Source organism: Pseudobacter ginsenosidimutans, from assembly GCF_007970185.1.
In the GTDB taxonomy this organism is placed as follows: domain Bacteria; phylum Bacteroidota; class Bacteroidia; order Chitinophagales; family Chitinophagaceae; genus Pseudobacter; species Pseudobacter ginsenosidimutans.
Window position 1 is genome coordinate 3643139 of the sequence record NZ_CP042431.1, and the last position, 24107, is coordinate 3667245.

The 24107-nt window shown below is 47.9% G+C and carries 23 protein-coding genes; 8 read left to right on the forward strand and 15 right to left on the reverse strand.

Annotated elements, in window-relative coordinates:
- Positions 1-13: 13 nt before the first annotated feature.
- Both FSB84_RS14715 and FSB84_RS14720 read right to left on the reverse strand, forming a co-directional pair.
- Positions 14-928 carry an alpha/beta hydrolase gene (locus tag FSB84_RS14715; RefSeq protein ID WP_130538704.1) on the reverse strand — a complete coding sequence of 305 codons (915 nt, stop codon included), beginning with the start codon at positions 926-928 and terminating at the stop codon, positions 14-16.
- A gap of 69 nt (positions 929-997) precedes the next feature.
- Positions 998-1930, reverse strand: a complete 933-nt coding sequence (locus FSB84_RS14720; protein ID WP_147122179.1) for a helix-turn-helix transcriptional regulator — start codon at positions 1928-1930, stop codon at positions 998-1000.
- 145 nt (positions 1931-2075) lie between these two features.
- On the opposite strand from FSB84_RS14720, the gene FSB84_RS14725 reads away from it, so the two are divergent.
- Together FSB84_RS14725 and FSB84_RS14730 are read left to right on the forward strand one after the other, a co-directional pair.
- Positions 2076-4463: a TonB-dependent receptor gene (locus tag FSB84_RS14725; RefSeq protein WP_130538706.1), complete on the forward strand. Its 2388-nt coding sequence runs from the start codon at positions 2076-2078 to the stop codon at positions 4461-4463.
- 3 nt (positions 4464-4466) lie between these two features.
- Positions 4467-5393 (forward strand): DUF4249 domain-containing protein, encoded by a 927-nt coding sequence (locus tag FSB84_RS14730; protein ID WP_130538707.1) that lies wholly within the window; start codon positions 4467-4469, stop codon positions 5391-5393.
- Positions 5394-5399: 6 nt separating this feature from the next.
- Here the strand turns inward: FSB84_RS14730 and FSB84_RS14735 are convergent, their stop codons facing one another.
- From FSB84_RS14735 to FSB84_RS14790, 12 genes are all read right to left on the reverse strand, one after another.
- Positions 5400-6260 carry a toxin-antitoxin system YwqK family antitoxin gene (locus tag FSB84_RS14735; protein ID WP_130540950.1) on the reverse strand — a complete coding sequence of 287 codons (861 nt, stop codon included), beginning with the start codon at positions 6258-6260 and terminating at the stop codon, positions 5400-5402.
- Between the two features lie 609 nt (positions 6261-6869).
- Positions 6870-7925 carry a saccharopine dehydrogenase family protein gene (locus FSB84_RS14740; protein ID WP_130538708.1) on the reverse strand — a complete coding sequence of 352 codons (1056 nt, stop codon included), beginning with the start codon at positions 7923-7925 and terminating at the stop codon, positions 6870-6872.
- 215 nt (positions 7926-8140) lie between these two features.
- A complete protein-coding gene (locus FSB84_RS14745) occupies positions 8141-8902 on the reverse strand; it encodes a LytR/AlgR family response regulator transcription factor (RefSeq protein ID WP_130538709.1) in 762 nt (253 codons plus the stop codon).
- A complete protein-coding gene (locus FSB84_RS14750; protein WP_130538710.1) occupies positions 8899-9900 on the reverse strand; it encodes a sensor histidine kinase in 1002 nt (333 codons plus the stop codon). The genes FSB84_RS14745 and FSB84_RS14750 overlap by 4 nt, the downstream gene beginning before the upstream one ends.
- Before the next feature lie 77 nt (positions 9901-9977).
- Positions 9978-10403 (reverse strand): organic hydroperoxide resistance protein, encoded by a 426-nt coding sequence (locus FSB84_RS14755; protein WP_130538711.1) that lies wholly within the window; start codon positions 10401-10403, stop codon positions 9978-9980.
- 12 nt (positions 10404-10415) lie between these two features.
- Entirely contained in the window at positions 10416-11189 is a 774-nt protein-coding gene (locus FSB84_RS14760) for a DUF1223 domain-containing protein (protein ID WP_130538712.1), read from the reverse strand.
- Between the two features lie 15 nt (positions 11190-11204).
- Positions 11205-11585 (reverse strand): hypothetical protein, encoded by a 381-nt coding sequence (locus FSB84_RS14765; RefSeq protein ID WP_130538713.1) that lies wholly within the window; start codon positions 11583-11585, stop codon positions 11205-11207.
- A gap of 6 nt (positions 11586-11591) precedes the next feature.
- On the reverse strand, positions 11592-12509 hold the full coding sequence (locus tag FSB84_RS14770) for a heme-binding domain-containing protein (RefSeq protein ID WP_130538714.1): 918 nt from the start codon (positions 12507-12509) through the stop codon (positions 11592-11594).
- Positions 12510-12618: 109 nt separating this feature from the next.
- A complete protein-coding gene (locus tag FSB84_RS14775; RefSeq protein WP_130538715.1) occupies positions 12619-13431 on the reverse strand; it encodes a helix-turn-helix domain-containing protein in 813 nt (270 codons plus the stop codon).
- Between the two features lie 17 nt (positions 13432-13448).
- The gene (locus FSB84_RS14780; protein ID WP_130538716.1) at positions 13449-14339 is read right to left on the reverse strand and encodes an SDR family NAD(P)-dependent oxidoreductase; all 891 of its coding nucleotides are present in this window, start codon (positions 14337-14339) and stop codon (positions 13449-13451) included.
- Between the two features lie 173 nt (positions 14340-14512).
- Positions 14513-15541 carry an alpha/beta fold hydrolase gene (locus FSB84_RS14785; protein WP_130538717.1) on the reverse strand — a complete coding sequence of 343 codons (1029 nt, stop codon included), beginning with the start codon at positions 15539-15541 and terminating at the stop codon, positions 14513-14515.
- Between the two features lie 7 nt (positions 15542-15548).
- Positions 15549-15995, reverse strand: a complete 447-nt coding sequence (locus tag FSB84_RS14790; protein WP_130538718.1) for a DoxX family protein — start codon at positions 15993-15995, stop codon at positions 15549-15551.
- Between the two features lie 169 nt (positions 15996-16164).
- On the opposite strand from FSB84_RS14790, the gene FSB84_RS14795 reads away from it, so the two are divergent.
- On the forward strand, positions 16165-17385 hold the full coding sequence (locus FSB84_RS14795) for a DUF4272 domain-containing protein (protein WP_130538719.1): 1221 nt from the start codon (positions 16165-16167) through the stop codon (positions 17383-17385).
- 111 nt (positions 17386-17496) lie between these two features.
- Positions 17497-18546 (forward strand): mechanosensitive ion channel family protein, encoded by a 1050-nt coding sequence (locus FSB84_RS14800; protein ID WP_130538720.1) that lies wholly within the window; start codon positions 17497-17499, stop codon positions 18544-18546.
- Here FSB84_RS14800 and FSB84_RS14805 read toward each other — a convergent pair.
- The gene (locus FSB84_RS14805) at positions 18543-21938 is read right to left on the reverse strand and encodes a DEAD/DEAH box helicase (RefSeq protein WP_130540951.1); all 3396 of its coding nucleotides are present in this window, start codon (positions 21936-21938) and stop codon (positions 18543-18545) included. The genes FSB84_RS14800 and FSB84_RS14805 overlap by 4 nt on opposite strands.
- Before the next feature lie 145 nt (positions 21939-22083).
- Here FSB84_RS14805 and FSB84_RS14810 point away from each other — a divergent pair, with 145 nt between their 5' ends.
- Genes FSB84_RS14810 through FSB84_RS14825 form a run of 4 tightly spaced genes read left to right on the forward strand, consistent with a single transcriptional unit; the run spans position 22084 to position 24051 of the window.
- On the forward strand, positions 22084-22851 hold the full coding sequence (locus FSB84_RS14810; protein ID WP_130538721.1) for a hypothetical protein: 768 nt from the start codon (positions 22084-22086) through the stop codon (positions 22849-22851).
- Positions 22852-22862: 11 nt separating this feature from the next.
- The gene (locus FSB84_RS14815; protein WP_130538722.1) at positions 22863-23132 is read left to right on the forward strand and encodes a DUF2024 family protein; all 270 of its coding nucleotides are present in this window, start codon (positions 22863-22865) and stop codon (positions 23130-23132) included.
- Positions 23133-23143: 11 nt separating this feature from the next.
- A complete protein-coding gene (locus tag FSB84_RS14820; protein ID WP_130538723.1) occupies positions 23144-23404 on the forward strand; it encodes a hypothetical protein in 261 nt (86 codons plus the stop codon).
- Positions 23405-23424: 20 nt separating this feature from the next.
- Positions 23425-24051 (forward strand): MarR family winged helix-turn-helix transcriptional regulator, encoded by a 627-nt coding sequence (locus FSB84_RS14825; RefSeq protein ID WP_130538724.1) that lies wholly within the window; start codon positions 23425-23427, stop codon positions 24049-24051.
- Positions 24052-24107: the final 56 nt, after the last annotated feature.

The following is a 24107-nucleotide window of genomic DNA, read 5'->3' on the forward strand; positions in this document are numbered from 1 at the left end:
ATCAAATAGCAGCTTAGAATCCATTCTCTTTTAACCAGCTCAGCAATGCCTTGAACCAATTGTTCTGACTGTTGAGGTCCGTGAGTGCAAATCCATGTCCACCCGATTGAAGGATATGCATTTCCGTTTTTACATTTTTTTCCAGCAGGGCATTGAAAAAAGCTAAAGTGTTTTTTACGGGGATCACATCATCATCGATGGCGTGTACCAGGAATGAGGGTGGTGTTTGGCTGGTCACCTGTTTGTCTGTACTGTACAGGTCCAATGTTTCGGGGCTGGGATTTTTGCCGATCAGGTTTTCCCGCGTTCTTGGAATCGCAGGATCATAGATGATCACGGGATAGAGCAGGGCGATGAAATCCGGACTGAGATTGTTGTTGCCGGGATTGTCGATCACTATTTTACTTACTTGTGTGGCTGCAGATGATACCAGGTGACCTCCGGCGGAAAGGCCCATGGCGCCTATCTTTTGAGAGTGGATGCCCCATAAGGCTGCGTTTTTGCGTACCAGTTGGATGGCTGCCTGTGCGTCCTGCAACGGTCCGATGGATTTGTTGATCATGATGCTATCGTGCGGCAAGCGGTATTTTGCAATGAAGGCAGTGATCCCTTCTTTACACAATGCATTGGCGATCTCTATGCAGGCATCCAGCGATAACAAAAAGTACCCGCCACCCGGAAAAATGATCACGGCAGTTCCACTGACATTCCCCTTAGCAGGGAAAAAAGGGATCAGTCCCGGACGGGTAACCATTCTTACCCTGTTGAGGCTGTCTGTGCTTTCCTGGTAATTGGCAGGCGCTTTTATGGAATTCGGGACCTCACCGGAGTAAAGTGGAATGAAACTGTTCTGTGCAAAGATGGACTGCGCAGTCAATACGATGAAGAAGAAAGCGATCATTCGCTTCGGACTTTTGAAAACAGGCATGATGTAAGGATTTTAGCAAATCCAAAAGTATCCTGGCGGATGCCGGAGCGATATGCAAAAATGCTCAAATCAGGATGAAGTAATCCTGTAAAGAAGTGGCTGCAGGCCATAGGCCGATTTGAATGCGCGGCAGAAAGCGCTTACAGATTCAAACCCTGTATCCATGGAAATATCCTGAACGGGCAGGCTGCTTTGTTTCAGCAATGAAGCGGCATGTTCCAGCCTGATACGGATAAGGTATTGATGCGGCGTACATCCGAATGCAGCCCTGAACTGCTTCACCAGTTGCGGAACGGAAAGGTGTGAACAGGCCCCGATCTTGTGCAGGTCCAGTTGTTCATAATAAGAAGAATGGAGCAGGTCTCTCGCCATGCAAACGCGTTTGTAAAGCTCATGCCTGGTGCTTGCTTTGATCGCGTTGATACTGGCTTTCTTTTTCAGATCGGTTCTGTGCGCAGTGATCAGATGCCCCAGTAAAAAGATGAGCAGCTCATCTGTGGGGAATTCGTTGTTGTTTTGTTTTTCGAGTGTGGCAACCAGTTGGTGCAAATGCGATTGCAATGATGAAGTAAGCGGATTGAGCGTTTGAAAGAATTCAGGAAGAATACCATTGTTTGTATGAGGCTGATCGAGCTGTTGTTCTGTACTGTATAGCAAATCATGGAAAACTGCAGCAGCGAAATCCTTTTGGAAAAAAACAGAAAGGCATTTTACTTTTTCACCTTCATGTATCCTGCAGGAATAATGCTGATCATCGTTCAGGACCAGGTATTGTCCGGGCCTCACTGCCAGCCTGCGATGATCGATGCCATACCATTCTTCGCCCTGTAAAATGGTTTTGATGCTCAGGCAGCCTGCATGATCATCGCAATAGCTGTTGCTGCTTTCTGCATTGAAAACAATATTGTGTTTTTTGAATTGACTGAAATGAGCTGTTTCGTCAAATCCCGGAGCTGTATGATCTGGTAAGCTGGTGAAATACATGCGCTGCTGCTTCAACAATATAATATTATGAAAAACCCCTAAGCTGTGGAAATTAGTTTTGTGGTGAATACTGAAAAAATGGACGTTTTGTGCTGGTGTTGTCCCTAAAGTTGAAGATATTCGTTAAAGCATTCTTGCCCTGGTTTTGTAATAATGTACACACATGATCCTGGCGCCACGATCTGTAATAAAGCATTCCGTGTTGATGGCATTGTTCCTGATGTTGGGGCCTCTGTTTGCATACGCGCAGGAACACAGGTTAACGCTGATCGTTCATGATAGTCTCGATCTTCCCGTCAGCAATGCTTCCGTGCGGGTAAATGGCAGGACCACACCTGCGGACTCCCTGGGAAGGATCTCGCTTCGCCTGCCATCCGGCAAATTCAAAATTTCGGTTACAGCAATAGGTTATATCGATACAGTATTTTCCCTCTCCCTGATGGAAGATCTGGAGTTCAGGCTGGCGCTGCGCTTCACGCAGCAAGCACTGCAGGCGGTGGTGGTTTCGGGAAGTCGCAGCCTGCAACGGAACCAGATGAGCGTGCATACGCTGGACATGGCGCAGATCCAGAAGCTGCCCGTGATACTGGGCGAGGTGGACCCCATGAAGACCATCACACTACTCCCTGGTGTGAAGAGTGGTGGCGATGCCAGTTCCGGTATTTATGTGCGCGGCGGAGGGCCTGATCAAAATCTGGTTCTGCTGGATGGTATTCCCGTGTACAATCCCAATCACCTTCTTGGTTTCTTCAGTGTATTCAATGGCGACGCCGTCAAAAATATCGAAGTGATCAAAGGCGGAATGCCTGCTGAGTACGGCGGACGACTGAGCAGTGTGATTGCCGTGAATTCGAAAGATGGCAACCGTGATACACTCAAAGCTTCCGGTGGGATCGGGCTGATCTCTTCCCGCTTATCGCTTGAAGGACCCGTGATCAAAAAAAGATCCGCTTTCAATATCAGTTTCCGCAGGACTTATATAGACCAGGTAGCAAAACTCATTGCGCCGGACTCGATCGGCAGGAATGGTTATTTCTTTTACGATGTAAATGCCAGGGCCGATTTCCAGCTTAACAGGAATAATGGACTCTATCTTACTTTCTATACGGGAAAAGACAAGTTCAATTTCGTTGATGACGATGACGATGGCCCTGCCCGCGAATTCAATGCCAACTGGGGCAATACCATTGCAGGGCTCACCTGGAAGCAACAATTGAACAACCAGTGGAAACAGGAGCTGGCTGTTGTTCGCAATGATTTCAATTTGTCCAGCCGTATTGCTTTCGGTTCCAACAGTATCATTCTTTCTTCAGGACTTACAGACTACCAGCTGAAGAACGACTGGAGCTATACTCCTCAGCCCTGGATGCGCTGGAAAGCCGGATGGCAATATGTCTGGCATAGCTTCCGTCCGGGTGCAGGGGAATCCAATCAGGGTGTTCAGGAGTTCAGGTCGCACATCAGTGATCAGCAGGCGAGGGAAGCGGCCGCTTATCTCAGTGCTGACATCGATGTGAGTACCGACTTCAATATCATTGCCGGGCTTCGTTACAGTTATTTCAACCAGGTAGGCCCAACCGAACGTGTACTCTATGATCCGGAAGGTGCACCTACAGGAGAGACAGAATCGTACAAAAAAGGAGAAAGCATTGTGCGCTATCATTATCCTGAGCCAAGGATCAGCCTTCTGTACAAACTCAATACCAGCGCCAATTTCAAACTATCGTATACGCGCACTTATCAATACCTGCACCTGGCTACCACCAGCGCTGCCACATTTCCCAGTGATCTGTGGATCCCTTCCAGTCGCCTGATCAAACCTGGTATTGCCGACCAGGTGGCTGCCGGCTTCTTTAAAGGATTTGCGGAAGGAAAATATGAAATGAGTGTGGAAGCCTATTACAAAACACTGAAGAACCAGATCGAATTCAAGCCCGGAGCGCGTCTGTTACTCAATCAGAATATAGAGGGTGAAATGATCTTCGGCGAAGGCAAGGCTTATGGTATCGAAGTCTTTTTCCAGAAAAAAACAGGACGCCTCAATGGCTGGATCGGTTATACACTGAGCCGCTCGGAGAGAACTTTCCCGGACATGAACGAGGGCAAAGCATTTCCGTATCGTTATGATCGCACACATGATATCAGTGTGGTAGCTAATTATCAGCTCAGCAAAAAATGGCATGCATCGGCTGTGTTCGTGTACGGCACCGGCAATGCGCTTACGATGCCAACCGGAAGGTTCGTGTACAGCATCGGTTATGACGGACGCGAAAATCAGCCGGTGTTCACCAATATCAACCAGTACGATAAGATCAACGATTACAGGATGCCTGCCTATCACCGGATGGACCTTGCATTTACCTATACCAGAAAACCGGATACCCAACGCCGTTATAAAAGCAGCTGGGTATTCGGGCTGTATAATTTGTACAACCGCGAAAACCCTTATTTCATCTACATCGATGCAGATGAGGAAGACCGGACCATCAAGGGAAAGAAAGTATTCCTGTTCCCGGTGATACCCGGCATTACCTGGAATTTTAAATTTTAAGCGATGTGTAGAATGACTGTTTTGCAGAACCTGGTGCTGACAACCATTGTTTCTTTTTTCACTTCCTGTGAAAAGGATTTCGATATCAATCTAAAACCCAATAAGCCATTGCTGATTGTGGAAGGGTATATCAACAATGAACTGCCATCATACAATTATGTGATATTGGGAAGAAGCCAGGATTACTTCAATACTGATTTTGAAAATATCGCAGTAACCGGCGCGAAAGTGAGTGTTACCGAAGGCCGGCTCCTGCCAAACAATACCTATGAATGGAATGCGGCTTCAAAAAAGGAACTAACGGAAGCGCGTATCCCATTACTGGATTATGCTCTGGTGCCCGGCTTATATTTTGATCCCGCACTCATCACTGATCCTGCTGATGCGCTGATGGGAAGGCCGGGTTATCATTACCTGCTGGAGATCGAAGCGGATGGAAAAAAATATTCAGCTACAACGGCCATGCTGCCTCCTGTACGGGTAGATAGTTTGACTATCGGCAATTATTACAATGATGACCTGGATGATGGCAGCATTGTTCTGAAAGGCAGGATCACCGTACATTACAAAGATCCTGATACTATCGGTAATACACAGTTGTATTACTGGCAGGCGCAGAGCGAAGGCCCTCACTTCGGATGGGGTGGCATGGGAGCAGGCAGGTATTCACCCGGCACTGATGATCTCGTGAATGGGCAATACATAAGACTTACACATGGCGGTGGATTTGTGATGGGTGATTCAGTGATCTACCATATGGCCAGTGTGGAAAGGAAAGTATATAATTTCTGGGACAGTTTCAATAAGGCCCGCGCCAACGGTGGCCCATTCTCCACACCTGCAACAATTTCCAGCACCATCAGCGGAGAAGATGTACTCGGATGTTTCAGTGGATTCAGCCTGAGCTCAAAAGCTGTGCGGATCAAATAAAAAGTATCAGGACTTCATCTTCACCACATCTTTCAATTTCCCGTTGTCTGAGTATAATTGGATATACAGAAGTTTACCCTGTTTATTGTAGAATTTCCAGTCGCCGTTTGGTCTTCCCTGTTTGTAACTGCCCACAGCCAGCACTGTAGCATCATTATTCCATTCGTTCCATAGCCCGTCTCTCACGCCATTCTTGTAATAGCCCGAGTCCCGGGTCTTTCCGTCAGGAAAGAAATTCATATATAAGCCATGATGCAGGCATTGATTGAAAGGCGCGTGATAACTGTTCTGGCTTGCATTCCTCTCAACCCTTTTCGATAATGAATTGAGTTGTTCTCCAGAATGATCATTGTCAAGCGCATGATAAGAGTAGCTGGCCGTCATGAGATGTTTGGCGGCATTCATATTTTGTCTGGCAATTCCGGTGAGTGCATAAAATGTACTGCGTCCATCTTTCCGCAGGATCTCATTTTTCACATAAGCCAGCTTTTCTGCATTGTAAGTGCGGATGGTGCGGAGCGTGCCATCGGGATAATATGTTTTCCATTCTCCATCGGGAACGGATTTCTGCATACGGCCGGAATCCAGCACCTGGCCTGGTTTGTAGAAGCTCATCCAGTTGCCCTGCAATTGATTGCGTTTCACGCTGCTTACAAAAATGGTATCGCCACCGGAACTCAGTCCGGTCAGTTGATCACCCACACGGGAAAGATGATCATCGATAAGCAATTTATGGGAAGCGGTTGCCGAGATGGCCGGAATGGGCGCCGGCAACGTTCTGGGGATAGCATAGGTGACCTTATTCTGCGAAAAAACATTTGACAGGAATAAAATCCCTAACCCCGATATGAGCAGGTGTTTATTCATGGTAGTGACATTAAACAAGCATCACAAATTTACTGCAATCGATATGAAAGGGGGATTAAAATCGGAGGCTGGGTGCGGGGCGCAAAGAGCTGTTGTAAATAGGGCGTGGGTCGCAAAGGGATATGAACGGCGGCTGGAAAACAAACCAGCGCAGGAGGATGATTGATCGGCTTTTGATTGGGGAGATGGGCGGTGGTGCTGAGCCGGGCTTTTTCGCTTATGTTTTCAAGGCCACCTTTTCATATCACCTTTGCTCCCATGTCCCCGGACGTGTAACAACAATGGATCCACCGCTCACCAGCCCTCGATAGAAGGGGTGGGATGGGGGGAAATGTGCATCACTCTGAGTAAAGGTTGCAGTGGGTGTCTGAGTAGAATGAGGGTTTGTAATTGTGCACAGTTCAATAACTTTTCCAGATCAGCAATGTCGCCTGTGAGGAAGGGGCCGGGAGCGCGGGGATGGGGAAAGGGCCTTTGAAACAAAAGCGAATAAGCACAATAACATTACCACAGTACAATCCATTCAACCCACAGCTCAGTAACGAACAAAATGCGTTGGTTTGTTTCATCAGCCCGACTTCACCCTCCCCCGCTCCCGGCAACAAAAACTTACTCTGCATACATGCGCCCCCAGCGGGTAGCATAGAAATCATCCAGGCCAATATCCTCCTGCTTCACAAATCCTTTTGCCGGCAGTTTGCCGTTAGCTACCATTTCCACAACGGCTGCAACGGAAGCAGCTGTGGTCCATGAAATGGCCCTCCAGTTCTGTCCATTGATATCGCGGGGATGATAAGCCCGGTAGAATTCTTCGCGTTTCAGCTCATTGCCGGTCCATCCTTCTACTACCGCATATGTATATACGACATCTTCCTTCACCGGAGGTTTGGCTTCAGTGAGTATCTGTTCCGTGAGTTCTCTTTTTTCTTTGAGGATCAGTTCGTACAAGAGGAATCGCATCAGCCTGGCATGGCCGGGGTAGCGGATGGTCTTGTAATTGAGCGTGTCCACTTTTCCTTCCAGTGTTTCGCAGAGCGTGCCGAGTCCTCCGGAAGTGGAGAAAGCTTCAAATTCCTGTCCTTCGATATTGATGGTTTCCAGTCCTTCGAGAGAAGGCACCATTTTGCGAACGCCATTATGGATCACCTCCGCATCGTTGATGTATTCATTGATCACGCCGGCCGGGCTCCACGTGAATGAGTAGCCGAGTAAACCGTTTGGATAACGGGGAAGTGCGCCCACCCTCAGTTCAATGTCCCTGAGTTTGGTGAAGGTTTTGGTGAGATGGGATCCAACGATTCCGATGAAACCCGGTGCCAGTCCGCATTGCGGGATCATCACGCCTTTGGAGGTTTCTGCCATTTTGCGGATGGCGGCAGTGGTGGCCACATCTTCTGTAAGGTCGAAGTAGTGGATGCCGAGTTCGTACGCGGCTTTTGCCACAGCGAGATTAAGATGGTAGGGGAGACAGGATACTACAGCATCCTGGCCATTGAGCAGTTTTTTCAGTTCTGCGGGATCGGCAACATTGCCCTGAGAGACGGGGAATTTCACCGGGGATGCAGGCGCCTGCCTGTCGATGCCGGTTACAGAAAACATATCGGCCAGCAAGGTGCCCACTAACGAGCCTACCTTACCCATGCCGGTAACAGCAATTCGTTTCACAATAAAAAATTTAAAATGAATAGAAGGGTTGAATGCTCAACCAGTTACAGTTAACAATATGCGGGAAAAGGGGAGACAGGGAACTATGGCACGTTCGCACAGGCGCTCCGCAGGAATGCCATGTACGAATCGAATATTTTGAAGTAGTGATTCATTGGGAGCTGCAATAATAACGAATTTCCGGAAACCGTGCCAGAGGAAATTTATGCCCGGCATTACCGTTCAGACAGCCAGTGGAGGAATGCAGTGGATTTTTCCTTCCCCACAGTGAGATCGTCCGGTGCCGGCACATGCAGGTGTACCAGTAGTTTCCGGCCGTAGTAATGCTCCACTTCCTTCACTGCATCGAAATTGATGATGTACTGCCGGTTGAGCCGGTAGAACTGCGAAGCAGACAACTGGCCCTGCAACTGGTCAAGCGAATTGGGAATGGTATAGGTTTCCTTCCGGAAACTCACCAGCTGTGTTGTTTCATTCCGGGTGTGGAAAAATGCAATATCACCTGAGGCAATGGTGATGTATTTATTGTTCTGGAAAACGAGAAAACTTTTTTTCCCTTCTTCTCTGCCAAGTTTATTAAAAAGCGCTGTGAGATCGGCGTTATGATCGCGCTGGAAGAAATTGCTCAGTGCGTCCACCCTTGCGAGCGCTTTTTCCAGCTCTTCTTTGGAGAAAGGTTTGAGTATATAATCGATGCCATTGGCCTTGATGGCTTCCATGGCATACTCTCCGAATGCTGTACAAAAAATGATAGGACAGGCGATGCTGACAGTTTTGAAGATGTCGAAGGAAATGCCGTCTGACAACTGGATGTCCATGAAGAGCAGGTCTACCTGCGGTTGTCTGCCGAAGAAATCCAATGCGGCTTCCACGCTCTGTAGCTGTGCAATGATCTGCGATTCAGGCCGGAGCTGTGTGATCAGCGCCGCCAGTGACTTAGCTGCTTTTATTTCGTCTTCGATGATGACGATCTTCATATTCTGGGAAGTTTGACAGTAAAATATTGGTTGTCCGGATGGATCTCTATTGCTTTTCCGGACAAATGCAGGTAGCGTTGCCGGATATTGTCGAGCCCCAGCCCTGTTGAAGTTTCGGTTGTCCTTTTCAGTTGTAATGAGTTCTCCACGATGAGGAAATCCCCTTCGGTGAAAATACGCATGCGCAGCGGCTTATCGAGCGAAACGATATTGTGTTTGATGGCGTTTTCAACCAGCAGTTGCAATGTGAAAGGTGGTATCTGCGTGTTGGCCCGGCTTTCCGGAACATCGATGCTGATCTCCATTCCTTCTTCAAATCTTGCTTTCAGCAGGAAGATATAAGATTCCAGTATTTTCAATTCTTCTGAAAGCTGTATCAGGTCTGATTTTCGGCTTTCGAGTGAGAAGCGGTAGAAGTCGGACAGTTTCAAAATGAAATCGATACTGTGCTTGTCTCCGCTCTCCACCATGTATTTGAGGGTATTGAGACTGTTGAAAAGGAAATGCGGGTTCACCTGTTGCCTGAGTAATTCGTATTGCGCCGCGAGATTGTCCATCTTCGAGCGTTCAAGTGCGATGCTCACCTGCTGGTTATGATAATTCTGGTAGAGCAGATGGATGAACATGTAAAAGGTTAAACTGATAAGGATGCCGCGCACTTCTATCATCAGCATCACCGGTCCGAAATCGAGATGGGTGAGCAGCAACTGCTGTGCATAAGCCAGGATGAACATCAGGGCAACGCCCAGTCCGATGGTCTTAAGCAAACGGGTAACCGAAAATCCTTTCGCTACATCTTTGGCAGAATATGCGGGAAGGGTATACATGCTGTAATACCATACAAAAATGGAAAACACGAAAGTGATCACCGAGTTGGCGATGGTTTCATGCAGGTTGAAATGCTTGTCTGCGATCTTTGGCACTGCCATAAGCAGGCCGAGCAGTAGTGAGCTGCCCCAGATAACAGAATGCGAAACGCGGAATGCGGGTGTTTTCATTTGTAATAACCGAAGGTAAATGAAATAGTAAAAAAAGGAACAGCCCGTTGTTGTGCAGGCTGTTCCGGTATCCTTGCTTATACCAGGTTCAATTCAACATTGATATTGCCACTGGTGGCTTTTGAGTACGGACAGGTCTTATGAGCTGTTTCCACAATGGTGCGTGCCATCCCGGGGTCCAGTCCGGGCAGGTGAATATTCAGTCTGGCCTGCAGGAACCAGGCATTGCCGGTTGTGCCAAGGTCTACTTCCGCATCAACGGCTGTTTCCTGTGGCAGCCTGATCTTAAGTGCATGAGCGGCCAGGTTCATGGCGCCGATGAAACAGGCAGACCATCCCGCTGCAAATAACTGTTCAGGATTAGTACCGGCGCCTGTGCCGGGTGATGATAGTTTTAGATCGAGGCGGCCATCTGAGCTTTGAGATTGTCCATCCCTTCCGCCGGTTGTATGTGTTTTGGCGGTATACAATACTTTGTCGATTGGGTGTGCTTTGAATTCCATCGTTATATTTTTTTATTGATCGAGATCTGATTTGGCGGCGGCAATGATCTTTCCTGTTTTCTTGTTTTGTACAAAGGCGATCAGCTCATATCCTTCAGGTTTATAGCCGTCAGGCGTTTTGATCTGCAGGCTATGCTGGCTCCTGGTATCTTCTGCCTGTAATGCCCTCACGATCTGAACATGGGGAAGACGACGGCCCGTGTTCTCACCGGCAGTGACATTGCTTTCTGCCTTTTTCTGCACCAGGGCCAGCAGGATGCTATTGCCTTTGGGATCTCCATTGAACTGGTAACTCACTTCCAGTACATCATTCTTTTTTGAAGTGCTGAGCGATATGTTTCCCTGTGAATGGTGGCTGAGCGCATTGTTGATGGCCTGTACAGTGGCACCTTCATCTGAACCTGTATTTTCCGATTGCCCGTTCACTACAATTTGTGGCGTGTACAGCGAGGTAAGGTTCAGCCAGTTCACATACTGTTGTTGCCTGCTGGAATAAGCGCGGTTGCTGAACCTGTCTTTCCATCCCTGGTGATCCCAGTAGTCCACATGATAGGCGAGAATGTACAGCGGGGCATTGGGATTCTCTTCCTGTAACTGTTCAATCAGTTTATCGGCAGGCGGACAACTGGAGCAACCTTCGGAAGTGAAGAGCTCCACTACGGCGAAAGCCTTTCCCGGAGCGGAATCGGAAGGATTACTGTTTTGCGCCTGTGTGCAGGAGGCAATGCCGAGCACGAATGATAGGGCAACTGTTTTTGCGATTCTATTTTGTTTTGTGAATTCCATGATGATGGGTTTTATTTATTGAGGGAATGCAGCGGGTTGCTGATCGAGTATGAATCTTATGCGCGCCGGAGTGTCAACCACTTTGCCGGGTTCAGAATGATAGTATCCTTTCCTGTCGGCAGTTTCAACCTTTAGCAGGTCTCCATTGATCTTGCTGCCATACCAGAATTTGTTTTCCTGTTGCCTGTAGGTGACCAGCTTCAGTTGCTGATGCGGAGTATCGCTATACAATACGGTCATGGTACCTGCTTTATCGTTGATCTGGTATGTGATCACGGAGAGGCCGCTGTCGTTGAATGAAAACCCGCGCAGGGTGATCTTGCCATAGGGCGATGTGGACTGACAGCCGGCAAGTATGATTGCAGCAATTGCAGGTAAGAATATTGTTGGTTTCATGTTTGCTTATTTGGTGGTTACGTCAAATACAAATCCGGTTTCTTCCACGAGTTTGTGGCAGGAGATGCAGGTCTTGTCTGTATTGATATTGCCATAAGGTTTCAGTTCCGGTGTATCGAACCTGGCGAAGCCCCATCCTTCGGTGGCCGCATATTTCTTACTATCCCTGATCATATATTGGATATTGATGAATTTGCCGGGGCGGATATTGCCACTGCTGTCCCGGAGTTTACGGAATACCAGTTTGGCGATGACTGAGCCTTCTGGCCAGGGACGGATCTGCCCGGATTTTACTGCTTCAATGGCAATGGGATTGGCATACATCACGCGCATGGTGCCATTGTCGTAGCGGGAGGTGGTACTCAGTACCTGCCAGTTCCGGTATACAGGATCATAAGAGATACCGTTAGGGGCAACCGGAAAATTACGTATGTTGGTATGCGTTATACCGGATATTTTTTGGGCCGTATCTTTTTCGGCAGGTGTTGTAACCGTATTGAGAAATTCCCGGAGTACAGACAGGTCGTTGTCTGTGATCTTCGCCTCTGGATGCAACAACTGGTAATCCGGCAGGGGCATCTGTTTTGCGGCCAGTTTGTTGTAGATCAGCCAGTAGTTGGATTGCTGTTCGGCAGGAGATAAGCTGTTCCAGGCGGAGAAGTTCAATCTTGCACGTCCTTTGTTTACATGCTCTGCCACTACAGAGGAAGCGAAGGGGAGTTTGTCGAACCAATTGAGTTTTGTTTCATTGGAGTGACAATTGTAACAGGCTCGCTCCAGGATGGCCTGTACTTCAGCAGGAAGCATGATCTCGCCGGTAACAGGCGGATTGTTTACGGGGGCCTTCGCCGTGAAAGCCAGCGCCAATCCGCCTGTTGCGAGAATCAGTAAAACTATCAGGGTTTTCTTTCTTAGAAATTGCATGGTAGAATTGATTGTTGATGCAATTTGATATTCTTCTACCGTGCGTCATGGAATATACCCTTGTAGTGGACGAACCCGGGGGTGAACCGGACAAATGTCGGGGGTATTTTCAGCCGGCTACCTGGGATGGCGGTACGCCGTACTGTTTTTTGAAAGCGAAGGAGAAATGGGAGAGGTCTTCAAATCCCGTTTCCAGGTACACTTCACCCGGCGCTTTCCCTTTTTCCCGGATGAGGTAATGGGCTTCCTGCAACCTTCTTTGCAATAACCATTTGCTGGGAGATATGTGAAAGATATGCTCAAAGTCACGCTTGAAAGTGGCAAGGCTGCGGCCTGTGAGATAGGCGAATCTTTTCAGTTGCACATTGAAATGGAAATTCCTGTTCATGAATTCTTCCAGGTCTATCTTGCCCGGCTCCTGGAAATCGAAGAGCAGTCGGGCAAGCGATGGCTGGGATTGCAACAGGATGAGCAGGGCTTCACGCAGCTTCAATGTTTGCAGTTGCTGATTGATCAGCTGATTGCCCTGCAGATAGGGCAGTAAGGAATCCACGAAGCTCTTGTACAATGCTTCTTTTTTCAGTTCTGTCACGGTATCCACTTTTCCATTTCCTCCAGAATCCGTATTGTAGCCGTATTCCAGGCTGAATTGCTTTAGCAGCTCCTGGTCAAAATAAATGGACACGGCTTCGAACACACCGTCCGGGGCGGGCTGCTTGTTGAATTTGATGAGCTGATTCCTTTTGATGAACCTGAAATCCCCTTCCCTGAAAACATATTCCTTCACACCGGTGTTCACGGTGAGGATGCCAGACAGTTGGTAACTGAACACATGCTCGGGCACAAACTGCTCGCCTTCGCGGCTGCGCGCTACATAGCAGGAATAAGAGAAGGGAGACTTTTGTTTATCTGGTCCTACCATATTGCAAAGCTATTGTTTTACTGTTTTCTTTGAACGTTCTGCGTGTAGAACTGTCCGGCAGTGGTAGACAGGAAATCTTCCGCCTCGTCATGATCGGTGCTTACAGTCACATCTTTCCATTTTTCCATTTCTGCATCTCTTGTGGCGTTTGCTGATTTAAGGATGCCGAGTGCTTCGCTTCCCAGGATGAGGTGAACGGGAGGTTCAGGATGAATGGCCAGCTCCACCAGCACATTGGCTGCTTTGACGGGATCGCCTACGGGAATGAATTTGCCGCTTTTGAAAAGATCCGACCTTTGTTTCACCATATCGTATCCTTCGATCTCTTTGGCATAGGTCATGGAAGCGCCGCTCCAGTCTGTTCGAAAGCCGCCGGGCTCCACGCTGGTCACATAAATGCCAAGCGGTCCCACTTCTTTGGCCAGCGCTTCTGTAAATCCCCCCAGTCCGAATTTCGCCGCCTGGTAGATGGTAAGCCCCGCATTGCCTACCCGTCCGCCAATGGAACTGATCTGCAGGATGCGGCCACTGCCTTGTTTGCGCATATAAGGAAGAACTGCGCGTGTGAGCTCGATCGGTGCATAGAGATTTGTTTCCAGCTGGCTGCGCACCTGCTCATCCGTGAATGCCTCGGCAGCGCCCACGATGCCAAATCCCGCATTGTTGACCAGCACATCGATGCGGCCGAAATGTTTGACAGCTCTATCTACCGCTTTGTACACATCTTCATAACGGGTAACATCAAGTGAAACCGGAAGGACCTGTGTTCCATACTCCTGTACGAGATCAGACAATTGATCGGTATTGCGGGCAGTGGCTGCTACCGCATCCCCGCTTTTTAAAACCGCTTCGGTAATGTTGCGTCCCAGTCCACGGGAGCTGCCTGTGATAAACCATACTTTTTTCATTGTTGTATTTTTTACAGTACAAAATTAGGATGGTCCGCTTCCGCCTGCTTTGTTGAAAAGCTCAAAGCTGGTTTGTTGAGAAGCTCAGGTATTTACCCGAAGTGCCGCCAGTCACTCGCCGGGAGGCGGGTAACTGGCGGCACTCTGATCGTTGACAGTGTTATTCCATTTTTCTATTTCACAAATCCTGCCACTTCAATGATTGCGTCAGCAAATGCCTGCGGCGCTTCCTGCGGAAGATTATGACCTATTCCCCCTGTTAGTGCGTGATGTGCATATTTGCCGGTGAACTTCGATGCGTAAGCTGTTGGCGATGGATGCGGCGCTCCATTGGCATCGCCCTCCAGTGTTACGGTTGGAACGGAAATGGATGGGAATGCAGCCAGTTTCTTTTCGAGTGCATCGTATTTCTTTTCTCCTTTCGCCAGGCCCAGCCTCCATCGATAGTTGTGGATCACGATAGCTACATGATCAGGGTTTTCAAATGAGGCTGCGGTCTGATCAAAGCTGGGATCAGTGAACTGCCATTGCGGAGAAGCTGTTTGCCAGATCAGTTTGGAGAATGCTTTTCGATTGGCTTCATAGCCCAACTTTCCGCGTTCAGTAGCAAAATAATATTGATACCACCATTGTTGTTCAGCCTGTGGCGATAAAGGTTTCTTATTCGCTTCCTGGCTGCCGATCAGGTAGCCACTCACAGAAACCAATGCAGTTGTACGTTCCGGCCAGAGGGCGGCAACAATATTAGCGGTCCTTGCACCCCAGTCGAATCCTCCGATGATGGCCTTGTTGATCTTCAGGGCATCCATAAAATCAATTACATCCATTGCGAGTGCGGCCTGTTGGCCATTGCGCGGCGTTTTCGCATCGAGAAAACGGGTACTGCCATAACCCCGGAGATAAGGGATCAGTACCCTGTATCCTTTACCCGCCAGCAGCGCTGACACTTCAGTGTAACTGTGTATATCATAAGGCCAGCCATGGAGCAGGATCACAGCCTGTCCGTCAGCAGGACCGGCTTCCGCATAACCGATATCGAGAATGGCTGTTTTGATCTGTTTGATGGGGAGAGCACTGGTTGCAATTCGTTCACTCATGACTGTTGTGTTTTGTGCATTTGTACCTAAGATACCCAGGATTACTGCGGAGAAACTGAAAGCGGTGGCCAGCCAATAGCGGCGGCTAACATTGAGCTGTTGCATGTTTTAATTATTTTCTGATTGAATCCAATCCGAATGATTGGGAAAAAAGAATGTCTCTTTTGCCTGTGGTAGTAATGCGGTAATCTGCGGGGTATAGTTTCCTGAACTGGATGTAAGTTACGGATACCATCGCAAATGCGATCATCGCATCGATAGTTGAGGCAAAACCAAGCACGGCGAGTTTGGAGAAGAAGGCAAAGATGATGTCGAAGAAGATGCCGGCGAAAACCCACTCCTTCAGTCTCAGTAACCTGTTTGGCGTCAGCAATACGGCCACGCCCGACAGTTTTGCCACACCCAGAATATAAATGAAATGGACCGGATAACCGAGTTGCTGCGTAATATCCCAAACCAGCTTGTTTTGTGTGAGCTCACAGATGCCGCTGGTGCCGAACCACAGGGAAGTGAGGATAGCGCCTGTCCGGTAAATGATCTTTGATGTTTTTGTGTTCATGTTATATTGCTTTAGCGTTGTTTGATAACACAAAGATGTTCATCACACGGGTGCTGAATAAGCAGTTTCCTGTGAAGTGGACAGATGAACCAGTGAACCAGGCATTGGGAAAGGGGGAGGATTTGTGTACTATTCCTAAATTGGTTTTCTTTACAGCAAATCGTCAACAATGATCTGTACGCTGTATGCACATTACACAGGATTTGACAGAATCAAAAAAAGGATAGAGGAGTTTTTCCCGGAAGGCAAACTGTTTGTGGGTAAAGACGGGGAATCCGATGTACTGGAATGTGAGGCCAAAGGAGGATTTCTCAGGCCTTCCGGAAAATTGAAGATCAGCTATCGCGAAAAAGAGAATCCATCCTATAAAATTGCAGAGAATGATCATTCTCCGCTTACCAATAACCTTCGGGGATTGCATGGGTATGCGAGGTCTTTACCTTTCTCCAATGAAAGCCTGCAGGAAAAATTCCTGCAAAAGATCTTTACACTGAACTGTGAGTTTTCCATCGCTGTAACGAAAGGAGAAATAAAAGAATTGAAAAATGTAATTCAGGAATTGGCTCAGGAGTTCGATGCCATCCTGTTTGTGCAACCCAAAACGGTGATCAGTAAATCGAAGGGACAACATTTTTTAGACAGTCATCTCGATCTTATCATCGACCAGGAAGGCAATAGCGGGATCGATTTCCTGGATGTGAAAATTGATGCCGCATATTTCGATCAGCAGGTACCTGCCAGGGAAGACCAGCTGGCAAGAAAATCCAGATCGGAGCAACTGATCGGATCCTGGCAGATCAGTGTGAACAAGCATCTGCCTGTTATCGATTCAGAAGAAACGGTTACCATCAGACGAGCTGAAGAGATCGCACAACGCGTGTCTGTACTGGCAGTGGTGAACCTCGTTGCTTTCAGTCATATCCCGCCGGAAGAAGCAACAGACTATCTGCAACAAAATAATCTATGGGCCTTTGTTACGCCCGCTGAAAAGGATTTTCTCAACGATCCCACGGAGGAAAAGAAAAGTCGCGAAAGCTGGAAATGCGAGTGCATCTATACCTTACTGTGGGCATTGAACAAAACGGAAGCACTTCCTTCTCCTGCACAGTTATGTGATCTCGGAACTATTCCTCCGGAGCAATACCCTGTTGGAAAGGATAAGTTTCCTGAAGACTTTATCCGCACTGCCGGTCTTGTACGCTCCAAAGCTGACATACTTGATGCCAGCGATCTTTATTATCGCCTGGACTGGGCCTGTGTTGACGCCAGGATCCATGGCAAGCAAATCACCGAAGCTCATCCCGGTGTTGTATACGAACGGCATTATGCATTGAACTGGTTAATAAATTATGGAAATCAGGAATGGGATGATGTGAGTTGCGACACCTGATGTTGTCAACTTAATTGCATTTTAATTTTAGATTAATAGCCTGCCAAGACCAGGCAAATACCTTCGTGCCGGTGAAGTGAACAGATCGATCATCTTTCAAATGACCGGATTATGAAGGAAATCTTGCAATATAATTTCTTGCAGAACACTGTACAAAGCTGGCTCATCGCATTGGGTATCGGAATGTTGATGCTGACCGCGCTCAGGATCATTCAATCCCTGGTGATCAAAAGGATCAGGGCCTTAACAGCCAGAACACAAACGAATTTCGATGATTTTATCATCAGTACCATCGGGCGCTCTGTAATGCCGATGTTGTATGTGCTGGCCATTTACAGCAGCATGCAGTATCTCACACTTTCAGAAAAAGCCAACAGGATCGCGCATGTGGTTGTGATGGTGATCTGCACATTTTATGTTTTGCGGATCATCAGCAGTTTCATCGTATATATCTTTCAACGTTCATTGGTGAAACAGGACAATGAGCAACGAAAGAAACAATCCAGGGGTATCCTGCTCATCATCCAGGTATTGATCTGGGTGGCGGGTTTTCTCTTTCTGATAGATAATCTTGGTTACAATATCACCACGCTGGTTGCTGGTTTGGGTATTGGCGGTATCGCCATTGCGCTGGCGGCCCAAACGATCCTCGGCGATCTTTTCAGTTACCTGGTGATCTTCTTCGATAAGCCATTCCAGATCGGCGATTTCATTATTATGGATGATAAGCTGGGAACAGTGGAATACATCGGTATCAAAACCACCAGGATCCGCACCCTTAGCGGAGAACAGCTGGTTTGCTCGAATACTGATCTCACCAATTCCAGGGTGCACAATTATAAAAAAATGAAAGAGCGCCGTGTTGTTTTTTCTTTTCGCGTGGTGTATGGAACAGCCGCGGAAAAAATCAAACGGATCCCGGCGATGGTAAAACAGATCGTGGGAGAGTTCACTGATACAAGATTCGACAGGGCGCATTTCAAAACCTTTGCAGAGTCCAGCCTGGAGTTTGAAGTGGTGTTCTATGTGCTATCACCGGATTACAATATGTATATGGACCGGCAGCAAAGCATTAACCTGAGGATCTATGAGCAATTTGAACAGGAAGGGATTTCCTTTGCATTGCCAGCACAAAGGATCTTTATGGGCAGTTCCAACTAAGCAGGTTGAAAACTCAGCAGTTTCAGTAATTCATTTTTCGATAAAACAGGAAGCAGGGTATTACCGGTTTTGATGAGGTTATCGGCCAGGGATTGTTTATTCTCCTGCATCTGCATGATCTTTTCTTCTACTGTGTTGGAGCAGATAAGCCGGATTGCGATCACTTTCTTGTTTTGCCCGATGCGGTGTGCTCGGTCGATGGCCTGGTTTTCCACGGCTGGATTCCACCAGGGATCCACGATGTACACATAATCAGCGGCAGTGAGGTTGAGACCTGTGCCACCAGCTTTCAGGCTGATGAGAAAAACCCGGCTGTCGGGATTGTTTTGGAAAGCGTTTACTATTTCGCCGCGCTTTTTGGTATGGGTACTTCCCGTGAGGGTTTCGAATCCGATATTTCTTTTTTTCAATTCTGCCACTATCAGGTCCAGCATCGAAACAAACTGCGAAAACACAAGGATCTTGTGGTGTGGCGATTTGGTTTCGATCTGCTCCATCAATGTGTGGATCTTTGCTGAGCTATGACCGGTGAGGGCTTCATTGCCCAACAGTGCTGGCGCATCACAGATCTGGCGGAGACGGGTGAGCCCTTTCAAAACATTCATCGGGTTACGTTTCAACTCATCGTTGGAAATGGCCGACACATAATCCCTGAACTCTTTTTCATAAGCATCATAGATGCCGCGTTGTTCCTCATCCATCTCACAATACACTACCATCTCTGTTTTTTCCGGCAGTTCGGGCGCCACTTCATCCTTGGTGCGTCGCATGATGAAGGGCTGCACTTTCTGTTGCAGTTCCCTGGCGCGTTTACTGTACTTGAACGTATCGATGGGAATGGAAAAGATATCCCTGAAATACTGTTTGTTGCCTAACAGTCCGGGACATGCGAAACTCAACTGGCTGAACAGATCGAAAGTATTGTTCTCGATGGGCGTGCCCGTGATCACGATCCTGTTGCGGGCATTCAGCAGCCGGACTGCTTTGTAGCGCTGCGTTTCAGGGTTCTTGATATGTTGCGACTCATCCAGGAAGGCATAGTTGAAATGGTAATCCTTCAGGAACCTTATGTCTGAAAGCAGGGTGCCGTATGTGGTAAGTATGATCTCGTACTGGTCAAAGTCTTCCGTAGTCCTGTTACGGCTGGCGCCGTGCACCGTAAGCAAACGGATATCTGGCGCAAACTTCAATAATTCCTGTTGCCAGTTGAACACCAGCGTGCCGGGCACTACCAGCAGATTGGTATTGTTTTTCACTTTTTTTCTTTGTGAAAGAATAAAGGCGATGATCTGGATGGATTTACCCAGTCCCATATCGTCCGCCAGGCAACCACCGAAATTCAGGTCGTCCAGTGCATTGAGCCAGTTGAGGCCTTCCAGTTGGTAAGGCCGAAGAGTGGCGTTCAGGCCTTCAGGTGTTTCGATCCTTTCGATCTCACGGATCCCTTCCAGCTTATTCCTGTATTCCATTATTTCCTGTTCAATGGCCGCATCGGGGAGGGCCGCTTCGTACAGTTGTTCAATGGCGGAAAGATTGATCTTGTTGATGCGGATGGTGCTTTCATCGATGACTTCCGCGTTGTTGAAGTAATCGGAGAATTTCAGGATCCATTCCTGTGGCAGGATGCCTTCAGTGCCGTCATCCAGTTGTACATATTTATTCTGGTTGCGAATGCTTTTGTAAACCTGTTTCAGTGAAGCACGCTGTTTGCCGAACTGTACGCGTATATCGGCATTGAACCAGTTGATGCCTGTCCTGATCTTGATATCGATCTTCACCCGGTGCGGATTTTTCCGGTTACTGTCCAGCTCATTGAATCCAAGTACCCTGATGTTTTCTTTTTCCCATACTTCAAATGCCTGGAGAAACCAGTCTTCCGAAAGGAAGCGGTCGCGGTGCAGGTAAAAATAATGCAGATCGTTTTCCAGTTGTTCTTCAAAGTGAGTATGCTGACCCAGGAGCAACGCTGTGAAAGCCCGCTCTGCATCATCGTTACGGGGCAGTATCACTTCTTTTCCCTTTGCATTGGTGGTATGCACCAGCCGTTGGGTGCGGATAGGTATTTCTATGTCCCCGTAGCGGATCACGGGAATGATCATCACATAGTTCTTGAGGTCGGAAAGATAGAGGATGCGCTGAAGACCGCTGCCGCCCGGCAGTTCAGGCAATTCAGCTGCTGTTACGTGCTGCAGGTACCGGTAATCCACGGGGAGTTTATCTTCCAGCTTATCAAGCAACTGGCTTTTGAACTCGCTGAACTTGTTATGATGAATGAGGAAATGATCTTTCTTCTTCAATAATTCGATCATACCCAGGGCTGGTAACTGATCAATCAGATAAAGTGTTTCCCCTGCCTGCAGGAACCAGTTCAAACGCAGGTGCGCCTCTTTCAGATCCAGTTCTTCCTGTGCCAGCTGCAGCTTTCCGGCAATGGCGTAAAAATTACCTTCCCGGGTAACGGTGAGCCTCAGACTATTTTGCAGGAGGGCTGCTTTCACGGGCCTGATGGAGCTGGCTGTAATATTCTCAGATACCTCCGCATCATGCAGGTAGAATTTGTAACGTGCAGGATTGCGGATGATCGCTTTCAACGCTTTCAGGTCTGAAGGTGAGCGTTTAGTGGACGGATGATTCTGGAATTTGTGAACGGCTGTATAGAATTTCAGCTGTTCCGGATCATCCTGTGTCCAGGCCAGGTCCAGCGGTGCGATCATTGTCAAAGGATTCTTGATCTTCCCTTCTTTCGAAACCGGCGCCGAATAGAGCTCTGTCACCAGATGCCTGTTATACTTGTGTTGTTTGAAAACAGTAATAATGGTTTTGCCTTCGGCCACCGGATCTTCCTGATGCAATGCTTCTGACGCAGGAAATAATAACTGGTTCATGCCCTGCAGGGTAGCAGGAGTAACTGCCTGTAATGAAGCATGTTTGGGGGCGATCACCAGTTTGTTGTTTTCCCATTGTACAGAAAAATAATCGTCAGGTTCCTGCACAGTCCCCAAACCATAATCGGCGCCGAATTGCCGCAGTTTATTCTTCCTTAGATCTGGAAAAAAGAAAACACCGAATTCCTCTTTTCGCAGGAGGGCTGTGAGCACCTGTGCTTCATGAATACATAACTGGTCAGAATGCTGATTGCAGGTGCAGGACACCAGTAACTGCTCTTCCTGACGCAACACAGTTACAGGCGGAAAAAGGGGAAAAGCGAGGCGGTTCAGGAAAATCCCACTATCGGCCTCCAGGCTATGCGGAGTAATCAGCTGGTAGTCCTTCTGCTCCACGTATTGGCCGCCGGCGCCGGACTGGGCAATCTGGGTCTCATCGAGGGATTCCAGTGAAAACCTCTTGAAACGGTTATTTGACAATTCCTGATGATTGGCGGCCTGATCCATGGCCTGCAAATATCGGCTATTTGGCCTTTCCGTTTTTTCCCCTCCAATGCCCCATTAAAAATAATTTAACATCAGATGATCTGTATAGTTAGGAATCCTAACTATATTTGAATGGTCAAATCAAACAACATCCAAATAAACAATCATGAAAAAGATCACTATGTTACTCGGAATGGCGCTGTTCACAGGAGCAGCAGCCCTGGCATCACCGGATTGCGACAGTTGTAAGAAAGTTAAGTCTACCATCAATGAAGCCGATTATGCGATCACCGGCGCTTCGGTGAAGCATAATAAGAGATGGGGACAACTGGAATTCGAGATCACAGTAAAGGGGCAGGCGGGGAGAAGCACTTCCAAAGCAGCGGGCAAAATGAATGGCGCTCCGGTTGACGGATATGTGTTTCCCACCACGCTGAAATCAGAAGATGTGGGCTTCAGTAAAACAGAGGGCATCGTTGCACTTGCCCTTACAGCCCACCCTGATTTTGATGATACGCCACTCTGGGATGAAAACGGGGATGGCGATTACAGGAACGATAAGATCGTTTGGCACCCTCACTGGGTGGTACTTGTTTCCGATAAAAGAGTACCAGGTGGTTTGTCTGTTAAGGAATTCAATGTTTCTGATACTTCCGTAGTGCTTCCCAAAACAAATCCGGGTATGCCGATGTATATGGACTCACCCGGCTTCCAGGTGGTGACCGAGGCCAATGCCATCAGGGTGGTAGTGCCGGATTACAGGGTCCGTTTCAAAACGGATTTTAAATATGATGCAGTGGGCGCTTATATGCAGGTGGTAACAGGAGAAGGCGGTGAACATGCAGCCGGCGGAAGTATGCCGATGCTCGGCGTATACAAAGTGTACAGTGTGTTATCCAAAGATCTCTCCCTTCCTTACCAGGTAAAACAATAAAAGCAATTTTTATGAAAGTTTCAGTATTCGATACCTACGTTACAAAGAAAAATGGCGGCATCATGCACTTCGATATCCTGGTGCCAACGGACCTTGTTTCCAATGAAGAGAAAGTGCATGAATATGGAAAACAATACCTGGCGGAAAAGGGACAGGCGGGGCAGCCCCTTGCTACCAGCGAATGCCGCTTTTGCCATATAGAAGAAGCTACTGAAGATATCTTGACCGATATAAACCGTCAGGGTTATTCCATTATCGAGATGCAGGGATGTAACAACTAACCATTAACTTTATGATCATGAACACTGATACCAGGGAAACATTACCCAACAAAGGAAATTTCCGGGAGCTGGTGATGACGCTCTTCCGTCAAAAACAAAAAGCCGCGATGTTGTATGAAGACAATGGCGTAACACGCGCCAACGGATTCATCACAGCTGTTTTCGAAAAAGATGGAAAACAGTGGTTGCGGCTCGATAAAAGCCTTGAGATAGAAATTGGAAAACTGTACGCGCTCAACGGAGTTTTTGCTTCCGATTATTCAGAGTGCTGAGCTTTGGTTATTTTGCAGCGATGAGCAATATGGACAATATACCATTCAATCCGGATACTCAGAACAGTTCCAATGCTGCACTGATACTGGCTGCGCTGGAACGCGTGGGGGAATCTTTCCGGGTGATGTTGTGGGAGCAGGCAAAGGAATATGGCCTCAGTCCGATCCAGGTGCAGAGCCTGATCTTCCTGCATACCCATGATGAACGGATGGCAACGGTCACCTACCTGTCCAAAGAGTTCAATGTTACAAAGGCCACTATGAGCGATGTGGTAAAAGTGCTTACAGAAAAGAAGCTGCTGGTGAAAAAAGATAATCCTGCAGACAGCCGTGTGCAGGTGCTGAAGCTGACATCGCAGGGAAAGAAAGTGGCGGCGGCCACGGGTGGATTTGCCAATACCATGTTGGAGCAGATAGGGCAATTGACGGAACGGCAACAGACGGAAATCAAAACCATCCTGCTCAACCTGATACACCAGCTGTACAGGGAAAAGATCATCACCATGCAGCGAATGTGCTTTACCTGCGTACATTTTTCCACTGCCGGCAACAAGCATTTCTGCAATCTCCTGCAAATACCGCTGACTCCTGATCATCTGCGGCTGGATTGCCCGGAACATGATCAGAAGCCGGAACCGCTTTCCTGAATTCTATTTTTTCACCTTCTGATTGAACACCATAGTGGTTTCAACAGGTATTATTT

What these genes read in the sequence shown, in the direction of transcription:
- FSB84_RS14715 (WP_130538704.1), bottom strand. Translation starts at nt 928, where the DNA reads ATGCCTGTTTTCAAAAGTCCGAAGCGAATGATCGCTTTCTTCTTCATC.
- FSB84_RS14725 (WP_130538706.1), top strand. Translation starts at nt 2,076, where the DNA reads ATGATCCTGGCGCCACGATCTGTAATAAAGCATTCCGTGTTGATGGCA.
- FSB84_RS14730 (WP_130538707.1), top strand. Translation starts at nt 4,467, where the DNA reads ATGTGTAGAATGACTGTTTTGCAGAACCTGGTGCTGACAACCATTGTT.
- FSB84_RS14735 (WP_130540950.1), bottom strand. Translation starts at nt 6,260, where the DNA reads ATGAATAAACACCTGCTCATATCGGGGTTAGGGATTTTATTCCTGTCA.
- FSB84_RS14745 (WP_130538709.1), bottom strand. Translation starts at nt 8,902, where the DNA reads ATGAAGATCGTCATCATCGAAGACGAAATAAAAGCAGCTAAGTCACTG.
- FSB84_RS14750 (WP_130538710.1), bottom strand. Translation starts at nt 9,900, where the DNA reads ATGAAAACACCCGCATTCCGCGTTTCGCATTCTGTTATCTGGGGCAGC.
- FSB84_RS14755 (WP_130538711.1), bottom strand. Translation starts at nt 10,403, where the DNA reads ATGGAATTCAAAGCACACCCAATCGACAAAGTATTGTATACCGCCAAA.
- FSB84_RS14760 (WP_130538712.1), bottom strand. Translation starts at nt 11,189, where the DNA reads ATGGAATTCACAAAACAAAATAGAATCGCAAAAACAGTTGCCCTATCA.
- FSB84_RS14765 (WP_130538713.1), bottom strand. Translation starts at nt 11,585, where the DNA reads ATGAAACCAACAATATTCTTACCTGCAATTGCTGCAATCATACTTGCC.
- FSB84_RS14770 (WP_130538714.1), bottom strand. Translation starts at nt 12,509, where the DNA reads ATGCAATTTCTAAGAAAGAAAACCCTGATAGTTTTACTGATTCTCGCA.
- FSB84_RS14775 (WP_130538715.1), bottom strand. Translation starts at nt 13,431, where the DNA reads ATGGTAGGACCAGATAAACAAAAGTCTCCCTTCTCTTATTCCTGCTAT.
- FSB84_RS14780 (WP_130538716.1), bottom strand. Translation starts at nt 14,339, where the DNA reads ATGAAAAAAGTATGGTTTATCACAGGCAGCTCCCGTGGACTGGGACGC.
- FSB84_RS14785 (WP_130538717.1), bottom strand. Translation starts at nt 15,541, where the DNA reads ATGCAACAGCTCAATGTTAGCCGCCGCTATTGGCTGGCCACCGCTTTC.
- FSB84_RS14790 (WP_130538718.1), bottom strand. Translation starts at nt 15,995, where the DNA reads ATGAACACAAAAACATCAAAGATCATTTACCGGACAGGCGCTATCCTC.
- FSB84_RS14795 (WP_130538719.1), top strand. Translation starts at nt 16,165, where the DNA reads ATGATCTGTACGCTGTATGCACATTACACAGGATTTGACAGAATCAAA.
- FSB84_RS14800 (WP_130538720.1), top strand. Translation starts at nt 17,497, where the DNA reads ATGAAGGAAATCTTGCAATATAATTTCTTGCAGAACACTGTACAAAGC.
- FSB84_RS14805 (WP_130540951.1), bottom strand. Translation starts at nt 21,938, where the DNA reads ATGGATCAGGCCGCCAATCATCAGGAATTGTCAAATAACCGTTTCAAG.
- FSB84_RS14810 (WP_130538721.1), top strand. Translation starts at nt 22,084, where the DNA reads ATGAAAAAGATCACTATGTTACTCGGAATGGCGCTGTTCACAGGAGCA.
- FSB84_RS14815 (WP_130538722.1), top strand. Translation starts at nt 22,863, where the DNA reads ATGAAAGTTTCAGTATTCGATACCTACGTTACAAAGAAAAATGGCGGC.
- FSB84_RS14820 (WP_130538723.1), top strand. Translation starts at nt 23,144, where the DNA reads ATGATCATGAACACTGATACCAGGGAAACATTACCCAACAAAGGAAAT.
- FSB84_RS14825 (WP_130538724.1), top strand. Translation starts at nt 23,425, where the DNA reads ATGAGCAATATGGACAATATACCATTCAATCCGGATACTCAGAACAGT.